Below are 20,400 nucleotides of genomic sequence, written 5' to 3' on the forward strand. Positions count from 1 at the left end.
AAATAATCGAGTATGAATCGCTTATGACACCGCGGTTGACCTCCGTGCAAGGCTTGGCAGATGAGCCTCCTCGTCGCTTACACTTGAGGGGTCTCATCTGTTCCGCTTTTCCCGCAGGAGTCTTCGCCTTTCCCTCCAATCAACCGCTAGAAGCAACTAAACAGATGAAATCTACGCTTACTATCACCATTAAAAAAATCCGAACGAATTTCATTCTCTCTCAAGAATCTCGATTCATCGTTCGGATCTTCCTTCGGCTAAACTACTTTTTAATAGCTTAGTCTTTGTTAATTAAATACAATTGTGCGGTTTTCATGCACTAAAATGCGGTCTTCTAAATGCCATTTTACAGCACGTGCGAGCACCGTACGTTCAATTAAGCGGCCTTTTTTCTTTAAGTCATCCGCATCATCACGGTGGTTCACGCGTTCAATATCTTGTTCAATAATTGGTCCTTCATCCAAGTCGTCCGTTACATAGTGAGACGTAGCACCAATTAACTTTACACCTCGTTGATATGCGCGTTCATATGGACGTGCTCCAATGAATGCCGGTAAGAATGAATGGTGAATATTAATGATACGATACGGATTTTCAGCCACAAAAGTCGGCGTTAAAATTTGCATATAACGCGCCAAGATAATCACGTCAATATTATAATCTTTTAATACCTGCAGCTGTTTGGCTTCTGCTTCTTGGCGAATGTCTTTTGTCGCCGGTATATGCTTAAACGGTATACCGAATGATTCAACCACTTCGCGCGCATCTTCGTGATTGCTCACAACGATAGCGATGTCTGTCATCAAATCTCCGCTTTCCCATGCCCACAGCAGCTCTAGTAGACAATGAGGCTCTTTTGACACAAAAATAGCTGTTTTTTTCAAATTATGAGCATATGTAAACTGCCAGTTCATTGAAAATGTATTGGCAATTTTTTTGAAGCTTTCTTCTAGTTTTGCTTCTTTAGCTAATAAATCCTCACATTCAAATTCGAAACGGATAAAAAACATACCCCCTTCGTGGTTCGTTGAATGTTGACTTGATTCTACAATATTTGCACCGTGCTCATGTAAAAACGTAGACACAGCGGCTACAATACCCGGTTTGTCCGGACAGCTAATTAGCAGCCGACCGCGATTTTTATATTTCTCTTTATATGAAGTTAAATGTTTTTGAATATGCGATTTCATGTAATTCCCTCTCTTTTTTTAAATATACAGACAATTGTACCATTATCCTTGTAGCGATGCGACATTGAAATAGTGCTTTCATAAAAGAAAACCGAGACGTTTGCTTCGGCTTGTTTATTTGTTGTTCTAGCATATCTATTACATCAAATCGTTCATTCACTCACCTTTACATTCTACACATACATAAAATGAGTGTTTCCTAAAGTGCTGCAGCTCATCCCCTTCGCTTCCTGCTTTTGAATTAACCATAAAAAAGCCGCTAGCACAACACCAGCGGCTTTTCCTTATTATTGCACAGCTTTTTCACTCACTTCATGCAAAGCATTTCGTACCTTGCCATATTCGCTTGCGTGAGGACGATCTCCGTCATCTTCGTATCCGTAATCAAACATTCGATTTCGATTTAACGTTAATTTCGTAATGGTTGGACGTAATAAATCAAACAGTTCAAATCGTTTTTTCAAATGTGGAAATGATGCTTGATAATGTAAAATTTCTGCTCGTACACTTTTCCAAAAGTCCGCTTCTTCTACGCCTTCATACTCTTCTAAAATAGTTGCTAAATAGCGGAAGTGACAAACAAATAACCCTGTTAAAATAAACTGCGTCAGTCCTTCCGGCTCTTCGCTGCGCAGCACTTCTTTTAATTCAAAAGATAGCTGCTGCAGTTCTTCAAACGGCTGATCACTAATATTCACGTCGTCTACAAAATCCTTCATAATAATTCGAACAGGCTTGTTATGTTTGAGCACTAATACCGTATTTTGACCGTGCGGGGAAAATACAGTACCGTATTGATATAAGTAATGAAGAAGCGGCGGCAACACAGCGCTGGTTAACGCATCAATCCACTGGTTAGGAGTTAAACCTGACTTTTCTATATACGACGAAACTAAAGCTTTCCCTTTACTGTCAACATGTAAAAGCGCAGCCAGCGTAATCGCATGCTCTCCTTCTTCTAACTCTTGATAAATGCTTTCACGCCAAACGACTCCCAGCATTTCTAAATACTGATAAGGCGCGTTTTTAATAGAAGCAAACGTCGGCTGAGTTACGTTTAACGTAGCCACTTCACCTAAAAGTCCTACTTTGCACGTATCTTTTAAAAACGCATCGCGATCTCGTATGCCTTTTATGTGCTGAGTTACTTGAGGAGCAATTACCGTTCGCTCACTTGGAAGGCCTCTGTACACAAGCGTATTTAGTATACTCATGGGAAGCTTTACATGATATTTATCTCGATTTGTTGTATTCACAAATGTACGAATCGACTGCTGAGGCAAGTATTGATCTTCACCTTCTCCTAACGGAACAATTAAATCATTTGCAATGTATTCAGCGAATAAAGGAACAATCACGTTCATCCACTGCCATTCGTGAACGGGAATATAATAATAGTCCGCTGCTAAAAGGTCTTGGCTTGTTAATTCTTTTTCAAATTCAGCTAGCCTCTCACCGCTTAGCTCCTGTTTCATAACATCATCAAAGCCGAGGGTATCTAATGAATGAAAAGAAGCAATTTGCTTCGCTACAGCAATCCATGAAAGCTGAATTTTTTGTTTTTGCTCAGGTGCAAACCGCAGATAATCATCATAGCCAAATCCGATGCGGCCTTTGTTGTATGTAATCCAAGGATGTCCCGTCATTTCACCTTCTAGCTCCGCATAATCCATATCTGCTAATTCATCAGCTGATTTTCGATTTTGCAAATGCACGTCTGCTATTAACGTATGAAAATATTCTTTGGCTAAGTGACCTGCGGTTGAGCTAGACATTCCTTTGTCTTCAGATAGGCTAATTAACATCTGCAAGGCCTCAGAAAATGTAGGGATTGACGTTTTAGATGTCAGCTTAATACTTTCTGGCAGTACAGAAAAACTATCAAACATTCGCTGTTTCGCTTGATATGTATACGTAACGCCCCGGTGGTCTTCCCACTGGTAGGTGGAAATCTCACCCTGCTTTTGCAGTTCCTTCGGTGTAATAATATGTTCATACATAAATTCCTGCAGCATTTTAGCTAAAAGCTGTCGATTTGCTTTTTCCCATGATTGCTTATTAAATACGGAAAGATTCGTTTCTTTGATTTTCATCCTTCATTCTCCTTTACTTGTCTTAGGATAGGGATTGTTTTATTACGCAACGGCATTACAGCGCTAGCAGCTAGCAAAGCAGCGGCACCAGCTGCTAAAGGAAGCGCTAAATTTACTTTGCTGATTTCTAGTGCTAAAAGCGGTGCAATCAGCAGGGCAAGATTTTGAACAGCAATAAGCCAGCTGTAATAGTAAGCAGCTCCTTTTTTGCTTTTTTGAAATAAATAGATATCAAGTATAACCATGCTGAGATAAAACCCAGCTCCATATAAAATTCGACTTATAATAAACATGCTGAGATGATCGGCATATGCTTGCAAACATAGCAGTAAAGCACTAGCACCCGTTACGCCATAAAAAAGCGGTATAACTTTGCCATTAAATAGCTTTGTAGGTACCATAAGCTTTAAGATGATCGCCATAATGCTCGGCATCACATATAACAAAGCGCTGCCTTGACTGCTCATACCATATGTGTCACTTGTAAACAATGTAAAATAAGGGCGAATGACATTGTGTCCAAGGTGAAAAAAGAAAATAACCAGCAAATAGAAAAAAATAGGCTCGTTTATACTTTGAATGTATGATGGTGTTTTTTCTTTTTTTAAAGATGAAGCTTTTCTTGTTATGAGCCATACGGCCAGTACCATATCAGCTAAAGCAAAGTACTGATATACTTTAAGCGGCATTTCCCATGCAATAATCGTACTTCCAAACAAGCTAGCGACAATAATAGCCGTATGAACAATAAATACATAGGTTGTTGCGGCACTTGCCTTTTTCTGTCCATTTTTCATGCCGCCTACTAAATATGGGTACAAAAGATATAAACTGCTTTGAAACACAAGTAATACTAACGAAGTGACTAAAAATCCATAAAAAGTAGAAACTTCGCTCAGAATGACTTTAATTAAGGCTGTCATTAGAAGGGACGCTGCGATTATATGTTGTACTTTCCACTTCTTAAGCAGCATTCCCCATAAAGGAGTCATAACAATGACCACAATCCGGCAGCAAATAATAAAAAAAGACGTCATTGCGACTCCATCTACATGGAAAGCATTTGTAAAATACTGTGGATAAAATGGTGATAATAATACCTCTGACGTCATGGTCATAAACAAACAGATAAAAACAAAGCGCGGAGAAATCATTTCTTAAAATCCAAACTTTTGGAAGACAGTATTTTCATATATTTTGTACACGTTTTTACCTGCAATTTGATTAATCAAAACAGCATTTCGATAAGCGCCTAAACCTAAGTCTGGGGCTCCAACCCCGTGTGTATGAAGCTCTCCGTTTTGAACAAATAGCGGAGCGCCTTTTTTCTTCATCTCAACTTGATAAAGTTCGCTAATTTTCAGCTGTCCTTTTTCATCAAACAGCAAATGTTCTTTTAAACCTTCCATAAAAGCAGGCTCTTTTGCATGATAGCCCGTAGCCATAATGACAATTTCACTTTCTTCTTTTTCAAACGAGTCCTGCTCGTATTGGTGAAGAGTAAGAAGATGTGTATCGTTTGTCTTTTCAACGCCTGCAAGTTCCGTAAGCGCGCGCATTGTTAGCGGCACTTCTTTCCCACCAATCGTTCGTTCGTAAATCAACTCATAAATATCACCAATCGTTTCAAAGCTTATTCCTTTGTATAAAAGAGCTTGATTTCGTAAAACGCTCTCTTTTTTCTCTTGGGGCAATCTGTAAAAATAGCGGGTATAATCCGGTGAAAAATGTTCAAGGCCAAGCTTTGAATACTCCATCGGATAAAACCCTTTTGAGCGCGTATACCAATTTAGCTTGTAATCAAATTCAGGCTGCTGTTGAAGTAAGTCATAGACAATTTCAGCTGCGCTTTGACCAGAGCCAATTACGGTTATACTTTTAGCCTTCAGCGTTTGCTCACGCTTCATTTTATAATGAGCGGAGTGATAAAATGTATCGCTTGCCACTGTTTGAAAGTCTCTTGGCACCACAGGCTGAGTACCTACTCCGGTTACAAGATGATAGCTGTAATAGGTATGAAGTTTTCCTTCTTTTTCAACTATTACTTCGTAGTAAGGTTTAGCATCTTCATGCATTTTTACTTCTTTTACTGTGCTGTTAAATTCAAGCCCGCTCAGCTGGCTTGCTACCCAGCGGCAATAATGATTGTATTCGTTTCTTGGGATATGAAACTTCTCAAAGAAATAAAACTGATACAAGCGCTCATGCTCATGCAAATAATTTAAGAACGTGTATGGACTTTTCGGATCCACCATCGTGACCACATCTGCCATAAACGGAACTTGAAGAGTGGTCCCTTCTAAAAGCATTCCTGGATGCCAATTAAACTCATTTTTTTGTTCAAAACATTTATATGTACAATCTGTTTTATCAATTAAAGCTGCTAATCCTAAATTAAATGGACCAACTCCTACTCCAATTACGTCTAAAATGTCCCGTTGTTCCATTCGCTCCACCTTCTTTCAAATACTTTTCTTTCACATTTCAGCAATACACCTGTTTTATCAGGCAGCGACACTTCTTTCATAAATTGAAAGCCGCATTTTTTAAATACTGCAATCATCTTTTCATTTCGTATATCTGGTTCCGCTATTACTTTAGCAGTATCTGCTACCTCGAACTTGTGCTTTAGTAAACTAAGAAGGAGCGGATAAATATAGCCTTTTCCTAAAAAATCAGGTTCTCCAATTAATAAATGAATCCCTTGATCTCCTTTTTCATAAGGGTAATAGTTACTGATAATATCGCCGTCAACCGTATAAGATTCCCAATAGCTCATAGGTACACCGTCAATTTCTCCAATTAGCAGTTTTTGATGGGAATCAGCGAGAAATGTTTTTAAATGCTGCTCATACGCCTGTTTTGAAATATTTAAATTCCAATACGGAATAACATGCGGTTCATGCATCCACTTGTACAGCCGTTCGAAATCTTTTGCAAAAGAAACAGAGCGAAAGGTGATGCTCTGCTCCTTTTGCTGAATCATAAATGGATACTGCGTTTGTAATGCCGATTTCATACCCGTGCACCTGCAGATTCGTACAGAGGATTTTCAACATTTACATAAACAGACTGCGTTTCAAGAGAGCCTACCAGCTCATCCATATCATGAACGCGCGTTAAGAAATTGGCTTTGCAAGGAAGCACTTTCTCTTCTAACATCGATGAAACAAGCTCCGTATGATCTTTTTCTTTGTACATCTCTATTTCTTGTCGCAGAATCAATAGCAGATCTGACTCTTGAACGAGGCCAGCTGCACCAAAAGCGTTAACTAATCCTAAAATATGATTAAAAAATACGTAATAACGAAATCTTTCTTCTGCTACAGCGTCATCACATACCGTATCGCTTTCTCCGTTTAAGGAAGGAAGCAGCTTGCGAAGCTCTTGTTCCTTTGATTTCATAAAGTAATAGCCTTGGTTGTCACGGTAGTAAAACACCGATGGATATCCGTTTTCATCAAGTTTAATAACGGAATTTTGCTGATGAGCTTCCAGCGCAATTCCTTTTTGAGTGTAAAGCCACATCATAGGATGAAAAGAAACATCTAAATAGCGTTTAAACCAGCGCTTGCATATGTCTTCATTCGTGCTATTTTCACTTGAAACAATATGATTAATAATATTTTCAATTTGAGAAGCTTTCCCAAACACATGATCTTGACACAAACTTGCTAAGAGCGTTGTACGGTTCCCATGCTCACCTTGAAAAGGGTTGCTTCGAACCATGACTTCAAACCCAAGCTCCTTTGTTCCAAGCGTGATGTAAGCAGGGTCTTCGATTACTTGAAAAGCCGGATGATTTTCTTGAAGCTCCGCCTGTAATCCCTTTTGCAATAAACGACTCACTTCTACACCTCTGTTTAATTCTTTACGTTTATTCACTCTCAGTGAATTAGTAATCTTCACCGGAATAGAAAATTTGTACATTACATCTGCATCTTCACTGTATACAGTTCTAACAGACGAAGTCGGATAAAACGGCTGACCGTGTGGCCCTAGATAAGCAAGCCTGCCTTTTTGAATCCATTCACACACTTCTTCTTTTCCTAAAAGATAACGAGCTTGCAGCGGATGCATAGGTATAAGTGAATAGTCGTCCGCTTGGCAATACGACTGTATGAATTCTTCAGAAACCTTCTTATCTTTTTTCAACTGCTCTTTAATAAGCTGTGAAGCGGTTTGACTCCCGGCGGACTGTTCTTCAACAAGCGATTTATGTGCTTTAAAATAATGAAGCTGAAATTTGCCGTTCACTTCAGGCCCAAATACCTCTTCTTCTTCAGGTAATATCCCTTGACGGCTTTTAGGTGTTGGATGAAGCTGGTGGCCAATAAGCAATGACTGCTCAGATTCTAAGAAGGTTTTGTCCCATTTATAACACGTTTCTAACTCTTTCTGTCTTTTTTCAATGAACAATTTCATATTTTCATAGCTTAGTAGCACACGTACAATTAACTCATTCACCTGCAGTAAATGATCTGTTACTTCTTTTAAAAGAAAGGCTAAAAGAGTGACGACATCTAACTCCTTGAGCTCATCTTTCCGAATGCGATAATAAAAGACCGGAAAGAACAAGTGACGTCCGGTAGCTGAGCGGTACTTTACTGGAAAGTAAAGAGTTACCGGCTGTTTTTCTAGCCTAAGAACGAGCGTTTCCTCGCTTTTCATTTCTGAAACGGACTGCCATACTCCCTTACCTGTTTCTCGAATATAGCAATTAATAATATTTTGCATTGTAATAAAATTAGCCGATAACTGAGCGTTCACGTAATCGCTCCTCCTTTTTCTCCAACTCTTTTCCTAAAGCCACGACTTCCTCTAACTGAGTGGCAACAGAAGCAACTGTAATCATAGGATTTAACATCGTTAGCTTTAAATATGCCTGCTCTTTATGCTTTGTTTTTGCCATGATAAAAGTGCCTTTTTCGTATAAGTGCCGCTGAATACGCTGATTCAACTTATTTTCATAATGCTGCTGTTTTTGACAATCACCATATAAAGTATCTGGCACATAGCGAAATACAACCGCGTTCAGATAAGGATCATTTAACACCGCAATATTCCTTTGCTTTCGTAAATGTTCAGCTGTTTGCTTAGCCGTTTCAATCGTATGATCAACCATTTTTCCATACTCATTTGTACCTACTGCACGGAAAGTCAGCCATAGCTTCAAGGCGTCAAATCGTTTGGTCGTTTGAATACTGCGATCTACCAAATGTACATGCTCATCTTCTTCAGGATTTAGATAATCTGCATGAAGCTGAATGTGTTTGAACATAGCTGAATTCTTCAGTAAAAATGCCCCGCAGCTTACCGGCTGATAAAACCACTTATGAAAATCCATCGTAATAGAATCTGCTCGTTCAAGAGCTTTTAAGCGTTCACGATATTTATGTGAAAACAGCAGCGCTCCTCCATAAGCGGCGTCAGCATGAAGCCAAAGCCCTTCTTTTTTAGCCAGCTCACTTATTTCAAAAAGAGGATCCACGCTTCCAAAATCCGTCGTGCCTGCCGTTGCTACAACAGCAAAAGGAAGGTTTCCCTGGGCTTTGACTTCCCGTATTGCTTCTTCTAAATTTTCTATATCCATCTCGTGCCTTTCATTGCACTTTACACTCACCACAGCATTCATGCCCAGTCCAAGCTGAGCTGCAGATTGCTGTACCGTAAAGTGGGCTTTTTCAGAGCAGAAAATTCGCAGTTTTTTAGCTTCAAACGGTAAGCCTTCTTCACTAACATCAATGGAAAATGCAGCATGACAATACTCATTACGAGCAAGCAGAAGTCCCATATAATTCGACTGAGTCCCTCCGCTTGTAAAAACGCCGGAAGAAGAGCTTGGATAACCAATTTGTTGTGTTAACTCATCAATCACTTGATCTTCTATATACGTAGCTGCCGGACTTTGATCCCACGAGTCCATAGATTGATTTAAAGCAGAAATCATCACTTCTGCAGCAAGGGCCGGTATAATCGGAGGACAATGCAAGTGCGCCATTGCCCCGGGATGCGAAATATGAAGCGAATGATCCATCACTACGGCTTGTACGTCATCAAACAGATCTTCTAGCGGCTGTTCATGCTCGTTAAAATAGACCGAGCGATTGACTAAGTTCGATAGTTCGTGAATGTCTATGTGAGTATAAGGGGCTTTTAGTGTATGGTAGTGACGTTTAATCATCTCAGTCATTCCGCCTATCATCGCTTCATAATTCTCGAGGCTTTCTTTGGATGATGATAAAAACCACTTTTCAAACGGCGCCATTTTATTTATTCACCCACTTCTCTTCTGCTGCTTTTATCGCTTCTTCAAATCTTGTTAACACTTCATCGGTTTGTTGTTTCGTTAAAATTAATGGAGGAAGCAGACGAATAACAGCACCATGTCTTCCACCCACTTCTAAAATGACGCCTCTGTCGAAACATTCTTTTTGAATCAGCTTAGCTAACTCACCGTTTGCAGGATGACTGCCGATTTTATTAGCCGGCTTTGTTGCGTCGATGATTTCAACGCCCAGCATTAAACCTCTTCCGCGTACATCACCAATTGAGAATACTTGCTTTTGAATATGTTTTAGCTGACTCTGAATATAAGCTCCTAATTCATGAGCATGTGCAGGTAAGTTTTCTTGTTTTATAAATTGCAGAGTAGCTCGTCCTGTAGCCATCGCAAGCTGATTTCCTCTAAATGTGCCGATATGTGCACCTGCTTCCCATTGATCAAGCTTTTTATCATATAGAACAACGGATAAAGGCAGGCTTCCTCCAATCGCTTTAGATAGTACTAATACATCCGGTTCGATATCAGCGTGTTCGAATGCATAAAGCTTCCCTGTTCGCCCGATTCCAGTCTGAACTTCATCGACAATAAGCGGAATATTTCGTTCTTTTGTAATTCGGCGAAGCTCTTTTAACCATGGAATCGGCGCTGGAACAGAACCTCCTTCTCCTTGTACGATTTCTACTACAACACCCGCTGGAGTCACAATTCCGCTTTCCGGGTCATCCAGCATATTTTCAATATATGTACTAATGTACGTGTGACCTTCAGAACCTACGCCAAACGGGCAGCGGTATTCATATGGATAAGGTAAAAAATGTGTATCAGGTACTAGCGCATGAATGTGCTTTTTGGGACTGGTTGTACCGCTGATGCTTAACGTTCCGTGCGTGGAGCCGTGATATCCCCCTTGAAAAGATAAAATCGTTCGGTTGCCTGTTGCTGTTTTTACAAGCTTCAAAGCCGCTTCAATCGCGTCTCCTCCAGTTGGACCGCAGAATTGGATTTTCGCTTTATTTGCAAAGTTTTCTGGTAAACTAGCGAATACTTCATCAACAAAAGCTTCTTTCACAGGCGTTGTTAAATCTAATGTATGTAAAGGAATAGATTTTGCTAAAACGTCTTGAATTGCTTCATGAACTACGGGATGGTTATGACCTAGAGCAAGCGTACCGGCTCCGGCTAAACAATCAATATACTCTTTTCCATCCATATCCGTGATCACGGCGCCCTTTGCTTGCTTAATCGCAATAGGAAGGCGTCTCGGGTAAGACCTTGCATTGGATTCTCGTTCATTTTGTATAGCAAGCAGCATTTTATTTGATGTAAGTTGTTTCGTTGACGTTGACATATCATATCCTCCTGTTTATTCAATTGATAATGATTTTCATTAACAACTACAACAATAAATGATAATGATTATCACTGTCAATGATTATTCTGAAAATATGAAATTATTCCTATTCCACTCTAGGCGCTTAAAAATATAGCATTCTCATACGTATCAAGGGTTTGATAGGGTTTGTGATGTTTTCCAATTAGGGAAAACTATGTCATAAGTCCTTTTTTATTTGCAAATAAAAAAGTGCTACAATTTCTTGTAGCACTTCTGTTACTTTTGTTTATTCATCGTCTCTTTTGCAGCTTTTACACTCCTTGGGTCAAGCGGTTTCGTATATTGACAATTCACTCGAACTCCTGAACCAATACGAATTTCTTTCACGGGAGTAACGGATAAGAACGCTTGAAGATTTTCAGGTTTCAGCCCTTTTGTCCCGATTAAAATAATATCTTTATCTTTCATTCTTCTTAACAGTTTTTTAATATGAGGAATACCGTTTAGTGCACTTTTATCCGCTCCTGAAGTCATGACACGCTGAATTTGCTTATAGCTTAAAAGCGTTTCAAGCGCCTTTTCTTGATCACTGATTTCATCAAATGCTAAGTGGAACGTTACATTCATTTCTCCTGCCGCATCCAGCAGTCGCTTTAAAGCTTGCTCATCAATAATTTTGTCTTCTGTTAAACAGCCAATTTCAATTCCATCAATGCCAATTTCTCTTGCATAGTGAATATCTTCAATCATTGTTTGCAAATCATCTTCATCATATTGAAAAGATTGATTATGTGGACGAATCATCACAAATATTGGGATATGTATCGTTTCTTTCACTTTTTTCATCAAACCGTAGCTTGGGGTTAAGCCGCCTTCACCGATTCCAGTTACAAGGCTTATACGATCGGCACCATGTTCCTGGGCAACTTTAGCATCATGTAAGGTTGCAGCTGTGACTTCTAATATCATTCTAAAAACACCCTTTCCCCTTTAATATAGAGCTTTTGCCTTCTTTTCCCTGTATTTATACTTAAAAAACTCTACCAAACTCTCTTATGTAAGAAAACACCCAAAAGATGTGATTAATATTTTCAAAAAATTGAATGTCATGGAAAAAGAGTAAGAACTATTCTTTTTCTCATGACGTTTCAATTAATAAAATTCTATATTTATACTAAAGATTCAAAAATACATCCCTTTTATCTAGGGTAAAGGGTTTATTAAAAAGAACGTGGATTTGTTTGTTGCATGAACATCCAATCATTTAAAGAATGAGGCTGCTGATGACCAACTGGTGCTGAGAAATCGCGGCATCCGCAATCATGCATCGGCATTTGACCCATTCCTCCTTGCATTGGCGGCATTCCTCCTTGCATCGGCATCTGACCCATTCCTCCGTACATTGGCGGCGTTCCTCCTTGCATCGGCATCTGACCCATTCCCCCGTGCATTGGCGGCATTCCTCCTTGCATCGGCATCTGACCCATTCCTCCGTACATTGGCGGCATTCCTCCTTGCATCGGCATCTGACCCATTCCTCCGTACATTGGCGGCATTCCTCCTTGCATCGGCATCTGACCCATTCCTCCGTACATTGGAGGCATTCCTCCTTGCATCGGCATTTGGCCCATTCCTCCTTGCATTGGCGGCATTCCTCCTTGCATCGGCATTTGATCCATTCCTCCTTGCATTGGCGGCATTCCTCCTTGCATCGGCATCTGGTCCATTCCTCCGTGCATTTGAGGTAGCTCTCCGTACATTGGCATTTGATTCATGTCTTTTTGCATAGTTGGCATTTGACTCATTCCCCCATGCATCGATGGCATTCCATCTTTCATAGGGGGCATTTCTCCGTACATTGGCATTTGATTTGCGCCTTCTTGCACCGGCATTGCCTGCATTTCTTTTGCAGAAGGCATTGGCGGCATTTTAGCAGGTTTAGGTGCTGCTTGCATATATGGATTGGATATCGGTTGTCCGGTTTGTTTCATTCCATACGAATTTCTCATTTTTAAGGGCTCCTTCCCATTCTCTTACTCTGTTTACGTTATTCTTTTTACAATCAATCTGAAATTCGTCCATACGAAAATAGGCTTTCTACACATTCAAAATTGTAGAACGTATAAGAAAAAAGCTATAATCGAGGCAAATTGCAAATAGAAAGGTGGCACATGATGAAGAAAACCATTATCGTATGGATTCGAAAAGATTTTCGGTTAGTAGATAACCCAGCTCTATTTCACGCAGCGAAAGAAGGAATGGTTGTACCTGTTTATATTCATGATGACGATGAAGAAAGCTCAATGGGAAGTGCAAGTAAATGGTGGCTTCACCATGCGCTGAATGACTTTAAAACCTCGATCGAAAAAATAGAAGGAACGCTGATTGTACGAAAAGGAAACCCTAAAGATGTGTTGCAAAAGTTAATCCATGAAACGAATGCGCAAGATATTTATTGGAACACTCGCTACGAACCACATGCGCTAAAAAGAGATAAAGAGCTACAGGCTTTTTTTTCAAAGCAACACATAAATATTCGCACATTTGAAGGATTTCTCCTTCATGAACCTTGGAAAATCACAAAAGAAAATGGAGAGCCTTATAAAGTATTCACAGCTTACTATAAAGCTTTTCAAAAACATGCCGTATCTTCTACTGTAAAAAAAGTGAATTCCATCCACGCCTTTTCTTCATCGATTGAATCTCTTTCAGTCTCAGATCTGGATTTGCTTCCAAGCATACCGTGGGATGAAACAATTAAGTCTACGTGGGACGCTACGGAACAAGGCGCTATTAATAGCTTCAAAACGTTTTTAAAGAATAAGCTGCTGCATTATGAAAAAGGACGAGATTTTCCTGCTGAAGCATTCAATTCATTCCTTTCTCCTTATTTCGCTTCAGGACAGCTCTCAGCTCGCGTTCTTTATCATTATTTAAGAAATAAAGCAGAAAAAGTAAGCTCTAATGCTTTTGAACAGCAAGCTGAAATGTTTATTCGCCAACTTGTATGGAGAGATTTTGCTTATCAGCTGCTTTATCATTTTCCGCACACTGCAAGTGAACCACTTAATGAAAAATTCAAGCAATTTCAGTGGGCTGACGGCAATGAAGAGCTTCACGCTTGGAAAAATGGAAAAACCGGCTATCCTCTTGTTGATGCCGGAATGCGAGAGCTGTGGGCAACAGGATTTATGCACAATCGAGTTCGAATGGTAGCTGCTTCCTTTTTAGTAAAGCATCTTTTAATTCATTGGAAGCACGGAGCAAATTGGTTTTTTGATACCTTAGTAGACGCAGATTTAGCTAATAACACAATGGGCTGGCAGTGGGTTGCAGGTTCGGGAGCAGACGCCGCGCCATATTTTCGTATTTTTAATCCAATTACTCAATCAGAAAAATTTGATAAAGAAGGAGAATATATTAAAAAGTGGCTTCCAGAGCTTAAGGATATTCCTTCTTCTTATATTCATAAACCTTGGGAGGCCCCAGCAGACGTATTAGAAAAAGCAAACGTTACACTTAATAAAACATACCCGACTCCAATTGTCGATCATAAAGCAGCTAGAGAGCGAGCGCTAGAACATTATCAGCACATCAAATAAGAGGTAAATCACGCCTCTTATTTGATGTGCTGAATTTTTTAAACGTGTAAAAAATTCCCTTTCTCATCTATTTGCAACTAAAAACATGTATTTGAAATCTTTTTATAGGGTTTTCAAGCCCTATTCCCCTCCCTATAGCACATTTGATTTTTCATATTTTTTCCTATAATTTGAATATATAATAATGATTATATATGCTTGAGAACTCTCTCATTGCATAGATCTGATTGGAGTGATTCGATGCCCGTTTGTCCTTCTTGTAACTATAAGGAAGATTATAATTTTTGCAGAATGTGCGGCACTCAAGTTCGGCACACCTTCACGAACCAAGAAGATCAGCTTTTTTATCCATTAAAAGATCGAATCATTACTGATGACAATGAACCAAAGCATCAAGCTATTTTATCTCATACCCATGATTTAGTATGTGCTATTACTGAAGATGGCATTTATGAATACGCTTCTCCTTCTTACGCTAAAACGTTAGGCGTTTATCCTGATGAGCTTATTGGACAACATGTGCTTATAAATGCGTATCCCGAAGATAAACACATAATCTCGACTATTTTAGCTAACATGAGCAAAACAAAAGATGCTTCCACATTTGAATATCGAAAGTTTCACGTGAACGGCACCATCGTTTTATTAGAATGTAAAGGCGCTCCAATTATTACATCCACCGGAGAAATTGAAGGGTTTGTATTTGTCTCACGAGACGTAACAGAAAAAAGACAAGCAGAGAAAAAGATCCAGAATTCAGAAAAACTTTCTGTCATTGGTCACCTTGCTGCAAGTATCGCACACGAGGTTAGAAATCCTTTAACAACCATTAAAGGGTTTATACAACTGTTCAGTGAGACACAGCAGCCGAAAAAAACAATGATTTATCGAGATCTCATTCAGCATGAACTTTCACAAATTGAACATATCATCACAGAGTTTATGAGTTTAGCTAAACAAGAGTACGTATATACAGACAACCTTATTATTACCGACTTGTTAGATGAGGTATTAAAGCAATTTGAACCGGCTACTGGAGTCAAAAACATCCACATTATTCGCCATTATCCAAAAGAACATCCCCTGCTCGTTAGTGGACAAAAAACACAGCTAACCCAAGTATTTATTCATGTTATACAAAATGCCATTGATTCGATGGAAAGCGGCGGAAAGCTGGCAGTATCGATTGAAAAATCAGCTAGAGAAACGCTGTGCATTGTGATAAAAGACAATGGATGTGGAATTGATTCAAAGCGTATCCCTCATATAGGAGAGCCTTTTTATACAACAAAAGAACGAGGAATAGGCCTAGGACTAACAATTTGCAACAAAATTATTAACGAACATAATGGTTTTTTTCATGTAGCCAGTGAAAAAAATGACGGCACAAGTATTACCATTACCCTTCCTATGAAAACGACTGAACTTTACGTAGTGGAAGCCTAAAAGAGAGATTGAGACATAACTAAATCACTTCCATTTAAAGACGAACAAATGAGATCGCACGAATCGCTCGCTTATGACACTGCTGTTGATATCCGTACAAGGCTTCGCTTTCCGCGGGCGGCCGATGAGCCTTCTCGTCGCTAGGCTCCTGCGGGGTCGCATCTAGTCTGCTTTTCCCGCAGGAGTCTTCGCCTTGCCCTCCAGTCAACCGCTAGAAGCAACTAAACAGATAACACCTACGTTCACCATTCCAATAAAAAACGAACCACCGATCAAATATTTTGATCAATGGTTCGTCATTCACCTCAGCTAACATACTGTTGTCCCAGCCTCTTCTTCCTTTAAAACAGCTGGGTGTACAGCTGATACTTATAAAGCATATAGAAACTTCCTATTACTGCCAAGTAAAAGATGAGCGTCTCTGCTCCGCTACCTGTTTCATATGTTAAAGGAGGCTTAAACTTCTTCTTGCTAAGAGGTGAGAAAAAAGGTACCCCCCGTTTAGAAAAGAAATCTCCAAGAATATGAAAAGCGTATCCATAGGCTATTCCTAATGTAAAGTCGTTGTCATACATCGTATGTAAATAAAAAATAAGTCCGCTTGCAAGAATAGAATGCGTAATACCTCGGTGTCCAAAAATAGATTTAATTATTTTTGCGAGACCAAGAGATCTTCTACCAATATATGAATTTGGTTCATCAATATCTGGAAGCAGTGCTCCAATCGCGATGCCTACAACATAAGGAAATGTAAACGAAGCGTCTCCTGTTATAGCCACGCCGGCACCGGCAGCAATCGATGTTGCAATATGTGTGTGATATCTCAAATATGCCACCTTCTTTCTTTTTCAACTTAAGGCAAGCACTGTGAACAAAATCACACATACGTTCGCCCAACGTTAACTATAAGTGAAGGTGGTAAAAATGTCAAAATAATCTATGATTACGTAAGCTGCAGACCGACTAACCCGATAAGCATCACAAGAAAACTAATAAGAGTACCCTTTCCATTTTTCTTGGCTCTTCCATCTTTTTTGACAATAGAATAAATCCACGTACTCGAATACACAGCGAATCCAAGAAAACCAAATAACGTGATATATGTAAACATACCGAAACTCCTTTGCTTGTCATTACTATTAACTATACGAGATTTTATAAAAAAAACAAAGTAGTATGACGACTTGTTTAATATCTCTTTCTTTTTCTTATACTAAGAAGAGGAGGGATGGCTATGCACCAAAAGCAGTTGGAAGATATATTCGACTTTTATGGACTGAGCGAGGTTTATCGAGGCAAATTTGAGGATGTTGAACACCACTGGTTATTTAAAGACGCCGAGCCAACTGTACTTGAAGATTTTTTTAACTCTCACGATTGCGAAGATCTTGAATGCTGTACTTTAGAAGAATTTTGTTTTTTATTCATGAATTTTCAATCAATCCATGCACAAATTCCCCACGTGTACTATTACTAAAAAAGTGATTTCGCAGGAAAGCGAAATCACTTTTTGTTAAAAGCCTAAAGAAATATATTTTACTTCTAAATATTCTTCAATTCCGTAATGTCCGCCTTCACGTCCAAGTCCACTTTCTTTAAAGCCGCCAAACGGCGCTTGTGGTGTAGAAGGTAGTCCATCATTTAGTCCTACAATACCATATTCTAAAGCTTCAGCAATACGAATAGCTTCTGAAATATTTTCAGTGAACACATAGGCTGCTAATCCGTAAGGCGAGTTATTTGCACGGCGAATAACTTCTTCTTCTGTTTGATACGTCGCAATTGGAGCAATTGGTCCGAATGTTTCCTCGTACATACAAAGCATATCGTCCGTTGCACCATCTACAACCGTAGGTTCAACAAACAGTCCGCTTCCCTCTTCGCGTACAGCCCCTCCAGTTAAGACGTTTCCGCCTTTTGCTACAACATCATCTAAGTGGCGCTTTACTTTTTCTAACGCTTTTTCATCGATCAGAGGTCCGATATCCGTACCTTCTTCTAAGCCGTTTCCGACTTTCAGCTGACTAACAGCCGCTGCAAACTGCTCTGCGAACGGTTTAGCAATAGACTCGTGCACGTAGATGCGGTTTGTACATACGCATGTTTGACCAGCGTTACGGAATTTAGAAGCAATTGCATTTGTTACTGCTTTATCTAAATCAGCATTTGCTGTTACGATAAACGGAGCGTGTCCGCCTAATTCTAAAGACACTTTTTTAACCGTATCAGCGGCTCCCCGCATTAGCAGCTTACCTACTTCTGTAGAGCCCGTAAACGATAGTTTACGTACGCGTCCATCTTGAAGCCACGCTTCTCCAATTGCTTTTGCATCTCCCGTAACTACATTAATTACGCCTTTTGGAATACCCGCTTCCTGTGCCAGCTCTGCTAGTCGAAGAGCCGTTAGTGGCGTTTGTTCTGCCGGTTTAATAACCGCTGTACATCCAGCTGCTAAAGCTGGCGCTACTTTACGTGTAATCATAGCTGCCGGGAAGTTCCAAGGTGTAATAGCTGCCATGACTCCCACAGGCTGCTTATGAGCAAATAATCGTTTATTAGGAGAAGAAGCTGGAATTGTTTCTCCGTAGATGCGCTTTCCTTCTTCTGCGTACCATGAAACGAATCCGTTGGCATAGCCAATTTCACCTTTTGCTTCTTTAAGAGGCTTGCCTTGTTCGACTGTCATTATTTCAGCAAGTTCATCGGTATGTTCTTCAATCAGCTGATGCCATTTAAATAATAATTTACCGCGCTCTTCTGCTGTTTTTTTAGACCATGTTTGAAACGCTTCATAAGCAGCATCTGCTGCTAGCTTCGCTTCTTTTTCTCCACCTTTTGCAACAGTAGCCACTACTTCATTTGTTGCTGGATTTACCACTTCGTATGTATCATTTGCTGAAACAAATTCTCCGTTAATATATAAGTTTGCTTGCTTCATATTTCTTCACTCCCTGCTTAAATTTATCTACTCAATGTTCTGTGCTGTCCGAAACGTACTTTCGAATTTTACGACTCGCTTGTGATTGGCTAATACCAAGCTGTTCTGCTACTTTATAAGACGACCTATGCTGTTCAAACGTCTTTATGACCATCTCTTTTTCCACATGTTCAATCATTTCAGGAAGCGTATGGACAGGTGGATCGATAGCAAACTCTTTTGCAAAAGGCAAATCTTTAAGCGTAATTATTTCTTCCCCTGTAACAACCAGACGCTCAATGATATTTTCCACTTCACGAACGTTTCCTTTCCATTCTTGTCCTAAAAACGCATCTAACGCCTTTGGTGATAAACGTACATTACGTTCGTATACCGTATTAAAATGGTGAAGAAACTGATAGACAAGAGGCAGAATATCTTCTTTTCGTTCTCGTAGAGGAGGAATGGTAATCGGCACTACGTTTAGCCGATAGTACAAATCACGTCTAAACTTTCCTTCTTCCACCATTTGTTCTAGATTTTGATTCGTAGCAGCAATAATTCGTACGTCTATTGATACTGCTCTTGTTGAGCCCACGGGACGAATGGTACGGTCTTGCAGTACGTGGAGCAACTTACTTTGTGCGGAAAGAGAAAGTTCACCAATCTCATCTAGAAAAAGCGTGCCTTCGTTCGAAAGCTCAATGATCCCTTTTTTCCCTTCTCGAAATGCTCCAGTGAACGTACCGCCTTCATAGCCAAATAGCTCTGATTCAATAAGCTGTTCAGGTAGCGCTGCACAATTAAGCTCATGATACGGCTGCTGTTTTCTTGTACTAAGCTGGTGAAGCAGTTTTGCTACTCTGCTTTTTCCTACCCCTGTTTCTCCAAGTAAAAGAACGGTTGTATTTACAGAAGCAACTCGTTGAATGGTTGAAAAAACCTTTTTCATCGCTTCGCTTTTTGTCACAATGCCTTCTAAGTCTACGGATTCATTTAACTCTTTTTTATAGTTTTCAAGCTGTTCTTCCATCTCTTCTACTTTTCGTTTTAATTCCATTAAGTCTGTGAGATCTCGAGAATAGCTAATAACACTTTTCAATTGCCCCTCATTGGTAAATACCGGCCTTGTCCGCACATGAAGATATCGGCCTGAGTTTGTTTTTTGAACCAATTCAATTGCTTGATTGGATTCAATCACCTTTAACGTGGCCGAAGGATAAAAGATCCCCATTTCCTGAAGTTCTTTTACGTGCTTTCCAATAAAATCTTCCACTTTCAAAGCATAGTTTTTTTCACACTCTGAATTTACAACTAATACATACCCATTTGCATCAGTTACAAAGATTTCATCAAATGATGACTCAAATATATCGTAAAGTTCGTCGTTAATTTGCTGAATATGCTTTTTATGAATGGTCATTTGAATCACCTTTTCGTCAAAAAATAATTATTATTTTATTTTATCAGAAAATGAAAAATCTATAAATAGAGTGTCCAAACATACCCATTCTTTGTGATTCATGAAGAATG

At 39.5% G+C, this 20,400-nt stretch carries 18 protein-coding genes; 3 read left to right on the forward strand and 15 right to left on the reverse strand.

Going from position 1 to position 20,400, the window contains the following annotated elements; translation table 11 throughout:
• Positions 1-287 precede the first annotated feature (287 nt).
• The 10 genes from purU to MMB68_RS01570 form a co-directional block, all read right to left on the reverse strand.
• Positions 288-1,190, reverse strand: a complete 903-nt coding sequence (purU, locus tag MMB68_RS01525; protein WP_221783447.1) for a formyltetrahydrofolate deformylase — start codon at positions 1,188-1,190, stop codon at positions 288-290.
• A gap of 287 nt (positions 1,191-1,477) precedes the next feature.
• On the reverse strand, positions 1,478-3,283 hold the full coding sequence (locus tag MMB68_RS01530) for an IucA/IucC family protein (protein ID WP_221783446.1): 1,806 nt from the start codon (positions 3,281-3,283) through the stop codon (positions 1,478-1,480).
• Positions 3,280-4,437, reverse strand: a complete 1,158-nt coding sequence (locus MMB68_RS01535; protein ID WP_221783445.1) for an MFS transporter — start codon at positions 4,435-4,437, stop codon at positions 3,280-3,282. Before MMB68_RS01535 ends, MMB68_RS01530 begins: the two co-directional genes overlap by 4 nt.
• Before the next feature lie 3 nt (positions 4,438-4,440).
• Positions 4,441-5,730, reverse strand: coding sequence for a lysine N(6)-hydroxylase/L-ornithine N(5)-oxygenase family protein (locus tag MMB68_RS01540; RefSeq protein ID WP_221783444.1), 1,290 nt, complete (start codon positions 5,728-5,730; stop codon positions 4,441-4,443).
• Positions 5,709-6,302 (reverse strand): GNAT family N-acetyltransferase, encoded by a 594-nt coding sequence (locus MMB68_RS01545; protein ID WP_277548069.1) that lies wholly within the window; start codon positions 6,300-6,302, stop codon positions 5,709-5,711. Before MMB68_RS01545 ends, MMB68_RS01540 begins: the two co-directional genes overlap by 22 nt.
• The gene (locus tag MMB68_RS01550) at positions 6,299-8,053 is read right to left on the reverse strand and encodes an IucA/IucC family protein (RefSeq protein ID WP_277548071.1); all 1,755 of its coding nucleotides are present in this window, start codon (positions 8,051-8,053) and stop codon (positions 6,299-6,301) included. Before MMB68_RS01550 ends, MMB68_RS01545 begins: the two co-directional genes overlap by 4 nt.
• The gene (locus tag MMB68_RS01555; protein WP_277548074.1) at positions 8,031-9,551 is read right to left on the reverse strand and encodes a pyridoxal phosphate-dependent decarboxylase family protein; all 1,521 of its coding nucleotides are present in this window, start codon (positions 9,549-9,551) and stop codon (positions 8,031-8,033) included. The genes MMB68_RS01550 and MMB68_RS01555 overlap by 23 nt, the downstream gene beginning before the upstream one ends.
• Before the next feature lies 1 nt (position 9,552).
• Positions 9,553-10,917 (reverse strand): aspartate aminotransferase family protein, encoded by a 1,365-nt coding sequence (locus tag MMB68_RS01560; protein WP_269870327.1) that lies wholly within the window; start codon positions 10,915-10,917, stop codon positions 9,553-9,555.
• A gap of 261 nt (positions 10,918-11,178) precedes the next feature.
• Complete coding sequence (locus tag MMB68_RS01565; protein ID WP_014458532.1) at positions 11,179-11,871, reverse strand: copper homeostasis protein CutC; 693 nt, start codon at positions 11,869-11,871, stop codon at positions 11,179-11,181.
• Between the two features lie 251 nt (positions 11,872-12,122).
• On the reverse strand, positions 12,123-12,911 hold the full coding sequence (locus tag MMB68_RS01570; protein ID WP_277548077.1) for a polyadenylate binding domain-containing protein: 789 nt from the start codon (positions 12,909-12,911) through the stop codon (positions 12,123-12,125).
• A 165-nt stretch (positions 12,912-13,076) separates the two neighbouring features.
• Between MMB68_RS01570 and MMB68_RS01575 the strand changes: the two genes are divergently transcribed.
• Positions 13,077-14,504 carry a cryptochrome/photolyase family protein gene (locus MMB68_RS01575; protein WP_277548079.1) on the forward strand — a complete coding sequence of 476 codons (1,428 nt, stop codon included), beginning with the start codon at positions 13,077-13,079 and terminating at the stop codon, positions 14,502-14,504.
• Positions 14,505-14,744: 240 nt separating this feature from the next.
• Positions 14,745-15,950 carry an ATP-binding protein gene (locus tag MMB68_RS01580; RefSeq protein WP_251620966.1) on the forward strand — a complete coding sequence of 402 codons (1,206 nt, stop codon included), beginning with the start codon at positions 14,745-14,747 and terminating at the stop codon, positions 15,948-15,950.
• A gap of 34 nt (positions 15,951-15,984) precedes the next feature.
• Here MMB68_RS01580 and MMB68_RS01585 read toward each other — a convergent pair whose 3' ends face one another.
• The 3 genes from MMB68_RS01585 to MMB68_RS01595 all read right to left on the reverse strand — a co-directional run bounded on the left by MMB68_RS01585 (position 15,985) and on the right by MMB68_RS01595 (position 17,061).
• Positions 15,985-16,158 (reverse strand): hypothetical protein, encoded by a 174-nt coding sequence (locus tag MMB68_RS01585; protein WP_221812673.1) that lies wholly within the window; start codon positions 16,156-16,158, stop codon positions 15,985-15,987.
• Between the two features lie 133 nt (positions 16,159-16,291).
• Positions 16,292-16,777 carry a metal-dependent hydrolase gene (locus MMB68_RS01590; RefSeq protein ID WP_025750238.1) on the reverse strand — a complete coding sequence of 162 codons (486 nt, stop codon included), beginning with the start codon at positions 16,775-16,777 and terminating at the stop codon, positions 16,292-16,294.
• Positions 16,778-16,893: 116 nt separating this feature from the next.
• Positions 16,894-17,061, reverse strand: a complete 168-nt coding sequence (locus MMB68_RS01595) for a hypothetical protein (RefSeq protein ID WP_014458527.1) — start codon at positions 17,059-17,061, stop codon at positions 16,894-16,896.
• Positions 17,062-17,184: 123 nt separating this feature from the next.
• On the opposite strand from MMB68_RS01595, the gene MMB68_RS01600 reads away from it, so the two are divergent.
• Positions 17,185-17,427 (forward strand): hypothetical protein, encoded by a 243-nt coding sequence (locus tag MMB68_RS01600; protein WP_221812608.1) that lies wholly within the window; start codon positions 17,185-17,187, stop codon positions 17,425-17,427.
• Positions 17,428-17,463: 36 nt separating this feature from the next.
• On the opposite strand, the gene MMB68_RS01605 is transcribed toward MMB68_RS01600, so the two are convergent.
• Both MMB68_RS01605 and MMB68_RS01610 read right to left on the reverse strand, forming a co-directional pair.
• Positions 17,464-18,888, reverse strand: a complete 1,425-nt coding sequence (locus MMB68_RS01605) for an NAD-dependent succinate-semialdehyde dehydrogenase (protein ID WP_047930751.1) — start codon at positions 18,886-18,888, stop codon at positions 17,464-17,466.
• Between the two features lie 31 nt (positions 18,889-18,919).
• Complete coding sequence (locus MMB68_RS01610) at positions 18,920-20,290, reverse strand: sigma-54 interaction domain-containing protein (protein ID WP_277548084.1); 1,371 nt, start codon at positions 20,288-20,290, stop codon at positions 18,920-18,922.
• Between the last annotated feature and the right edge of the window lie 110 nt (positions 20,291-20,400).

The sequence above is a fragment of the Priestia sp. Y58 genome (assembly GCF_029522095.1).
GTDB lineage: Bacteria > Bacillota > Bacilli > Bacillales > Bacillaceae_H > Priestia > Priestia megaterium_E.

Bases quoted from the DNA above. Each gene is read 5' to 3' on its own strand.
- purU (WP_221783447.1), bottom strand. From the start codon at position 1,190: ATGAAATCGCATATTCAAAAACATTTAACTTCATATAAAGAGAAATAT.
- MMB68_RS01530 (WP_221783446.1), bottom strand. From the start codon at position 3,283: ATGAAAATCAAAGAAACGAATCTTTCCGTATTTAATAAGCAATCATGG.
- MMB68_RS01535 (WP_221783445.1), bottom strand. From the start codon at position 4,437: ATGATTTCTCCGCGCTTTGTTTTTATCTGTTTGTTTATGACCATGACG.
- MMB68_RS01540 (WP_221783444.1), bottom strand. From the start codon at position 5,730: ATGGAACAACGGGACATTTTAGACGTAATTGGAGTAGGAGTTGGTCCA.
- MMB68_RS01545 (WP_277548069.1), bottom strand. From the start codon at position 6,302: ATGAAATCGGCATTACAAACGCAGTATCCATTTATGATTCAGCAAAAG.
- MMB68_RS01555 (WP_277548074.1), bottom strand. From the start codon at position 9,551: ATGGCGCCGTTTGAAAAGTGGTTTTTATCATCATCCAAAGAAAGCCTC.
- MMB68_RS01560 (WP_269870327.1), bottom strand. From the start codon at position 10,917: ATGTCAACGTCAACGAAACAACTTACATCAAATAAAATGCTGCTTGCT.
- MMB68_RS01565 (WP_014458532.1), bottom strand. From the start codon at position 11,871: ATGATATTAGAAGTCACAGCTGCAACCTTACATGATGCTAAAGTTGCC.
- MMB68_RS01570 (WP_277548077.1), bottom strand. From the start codon at position 12,911: ATGAGAAATTCGTATGGAATGAAACAAACCGGACAACCGATATCCAAT.
- MMB68_RS01575 (WP_277548079.1), top strand. From the start codon at position 13,077: ATGAAGAAAACCATTATCGTATGGATTCGAAAAGATTTTCGGTTAGTA.
- MMB68_RS01580 (WP_251620966.1), top strand. From the start codon at position 14,745: ATGCCCGTTTGTCCTTCTTGTAACTATAAGGAAGATTATAATTTTTGC.
- MMB68_RS01595 (WP_014458527.1), bottom strand. From the start codon at position 17,061: ATGTTTACATATATCACGTTATTTGGTTTTCTTGGATTCGCTGTGTAT.
- MMB68_RS01600 (WP_221812608.1), top strand. From the start codon at position 17,185: ATGCACCAAAAGCAGTTGGAAGATATATTCGACTTTTATGGACTGAGC.
- MMB68_RS01605 (WP_047930751.1), bottom strand. From the start codon at position 18,888: ATGAAGCAAGCAAACTTATATATTAACGGAGAATTTGTTTCAGCAAAT.
- MMB68_RS01610 (WP_277548084.1), bottom strand. From the start codon at position 20,290: ATGACCATTCATAAAAAGCATATTCAGCAAATTAACGACGAACTTTAC.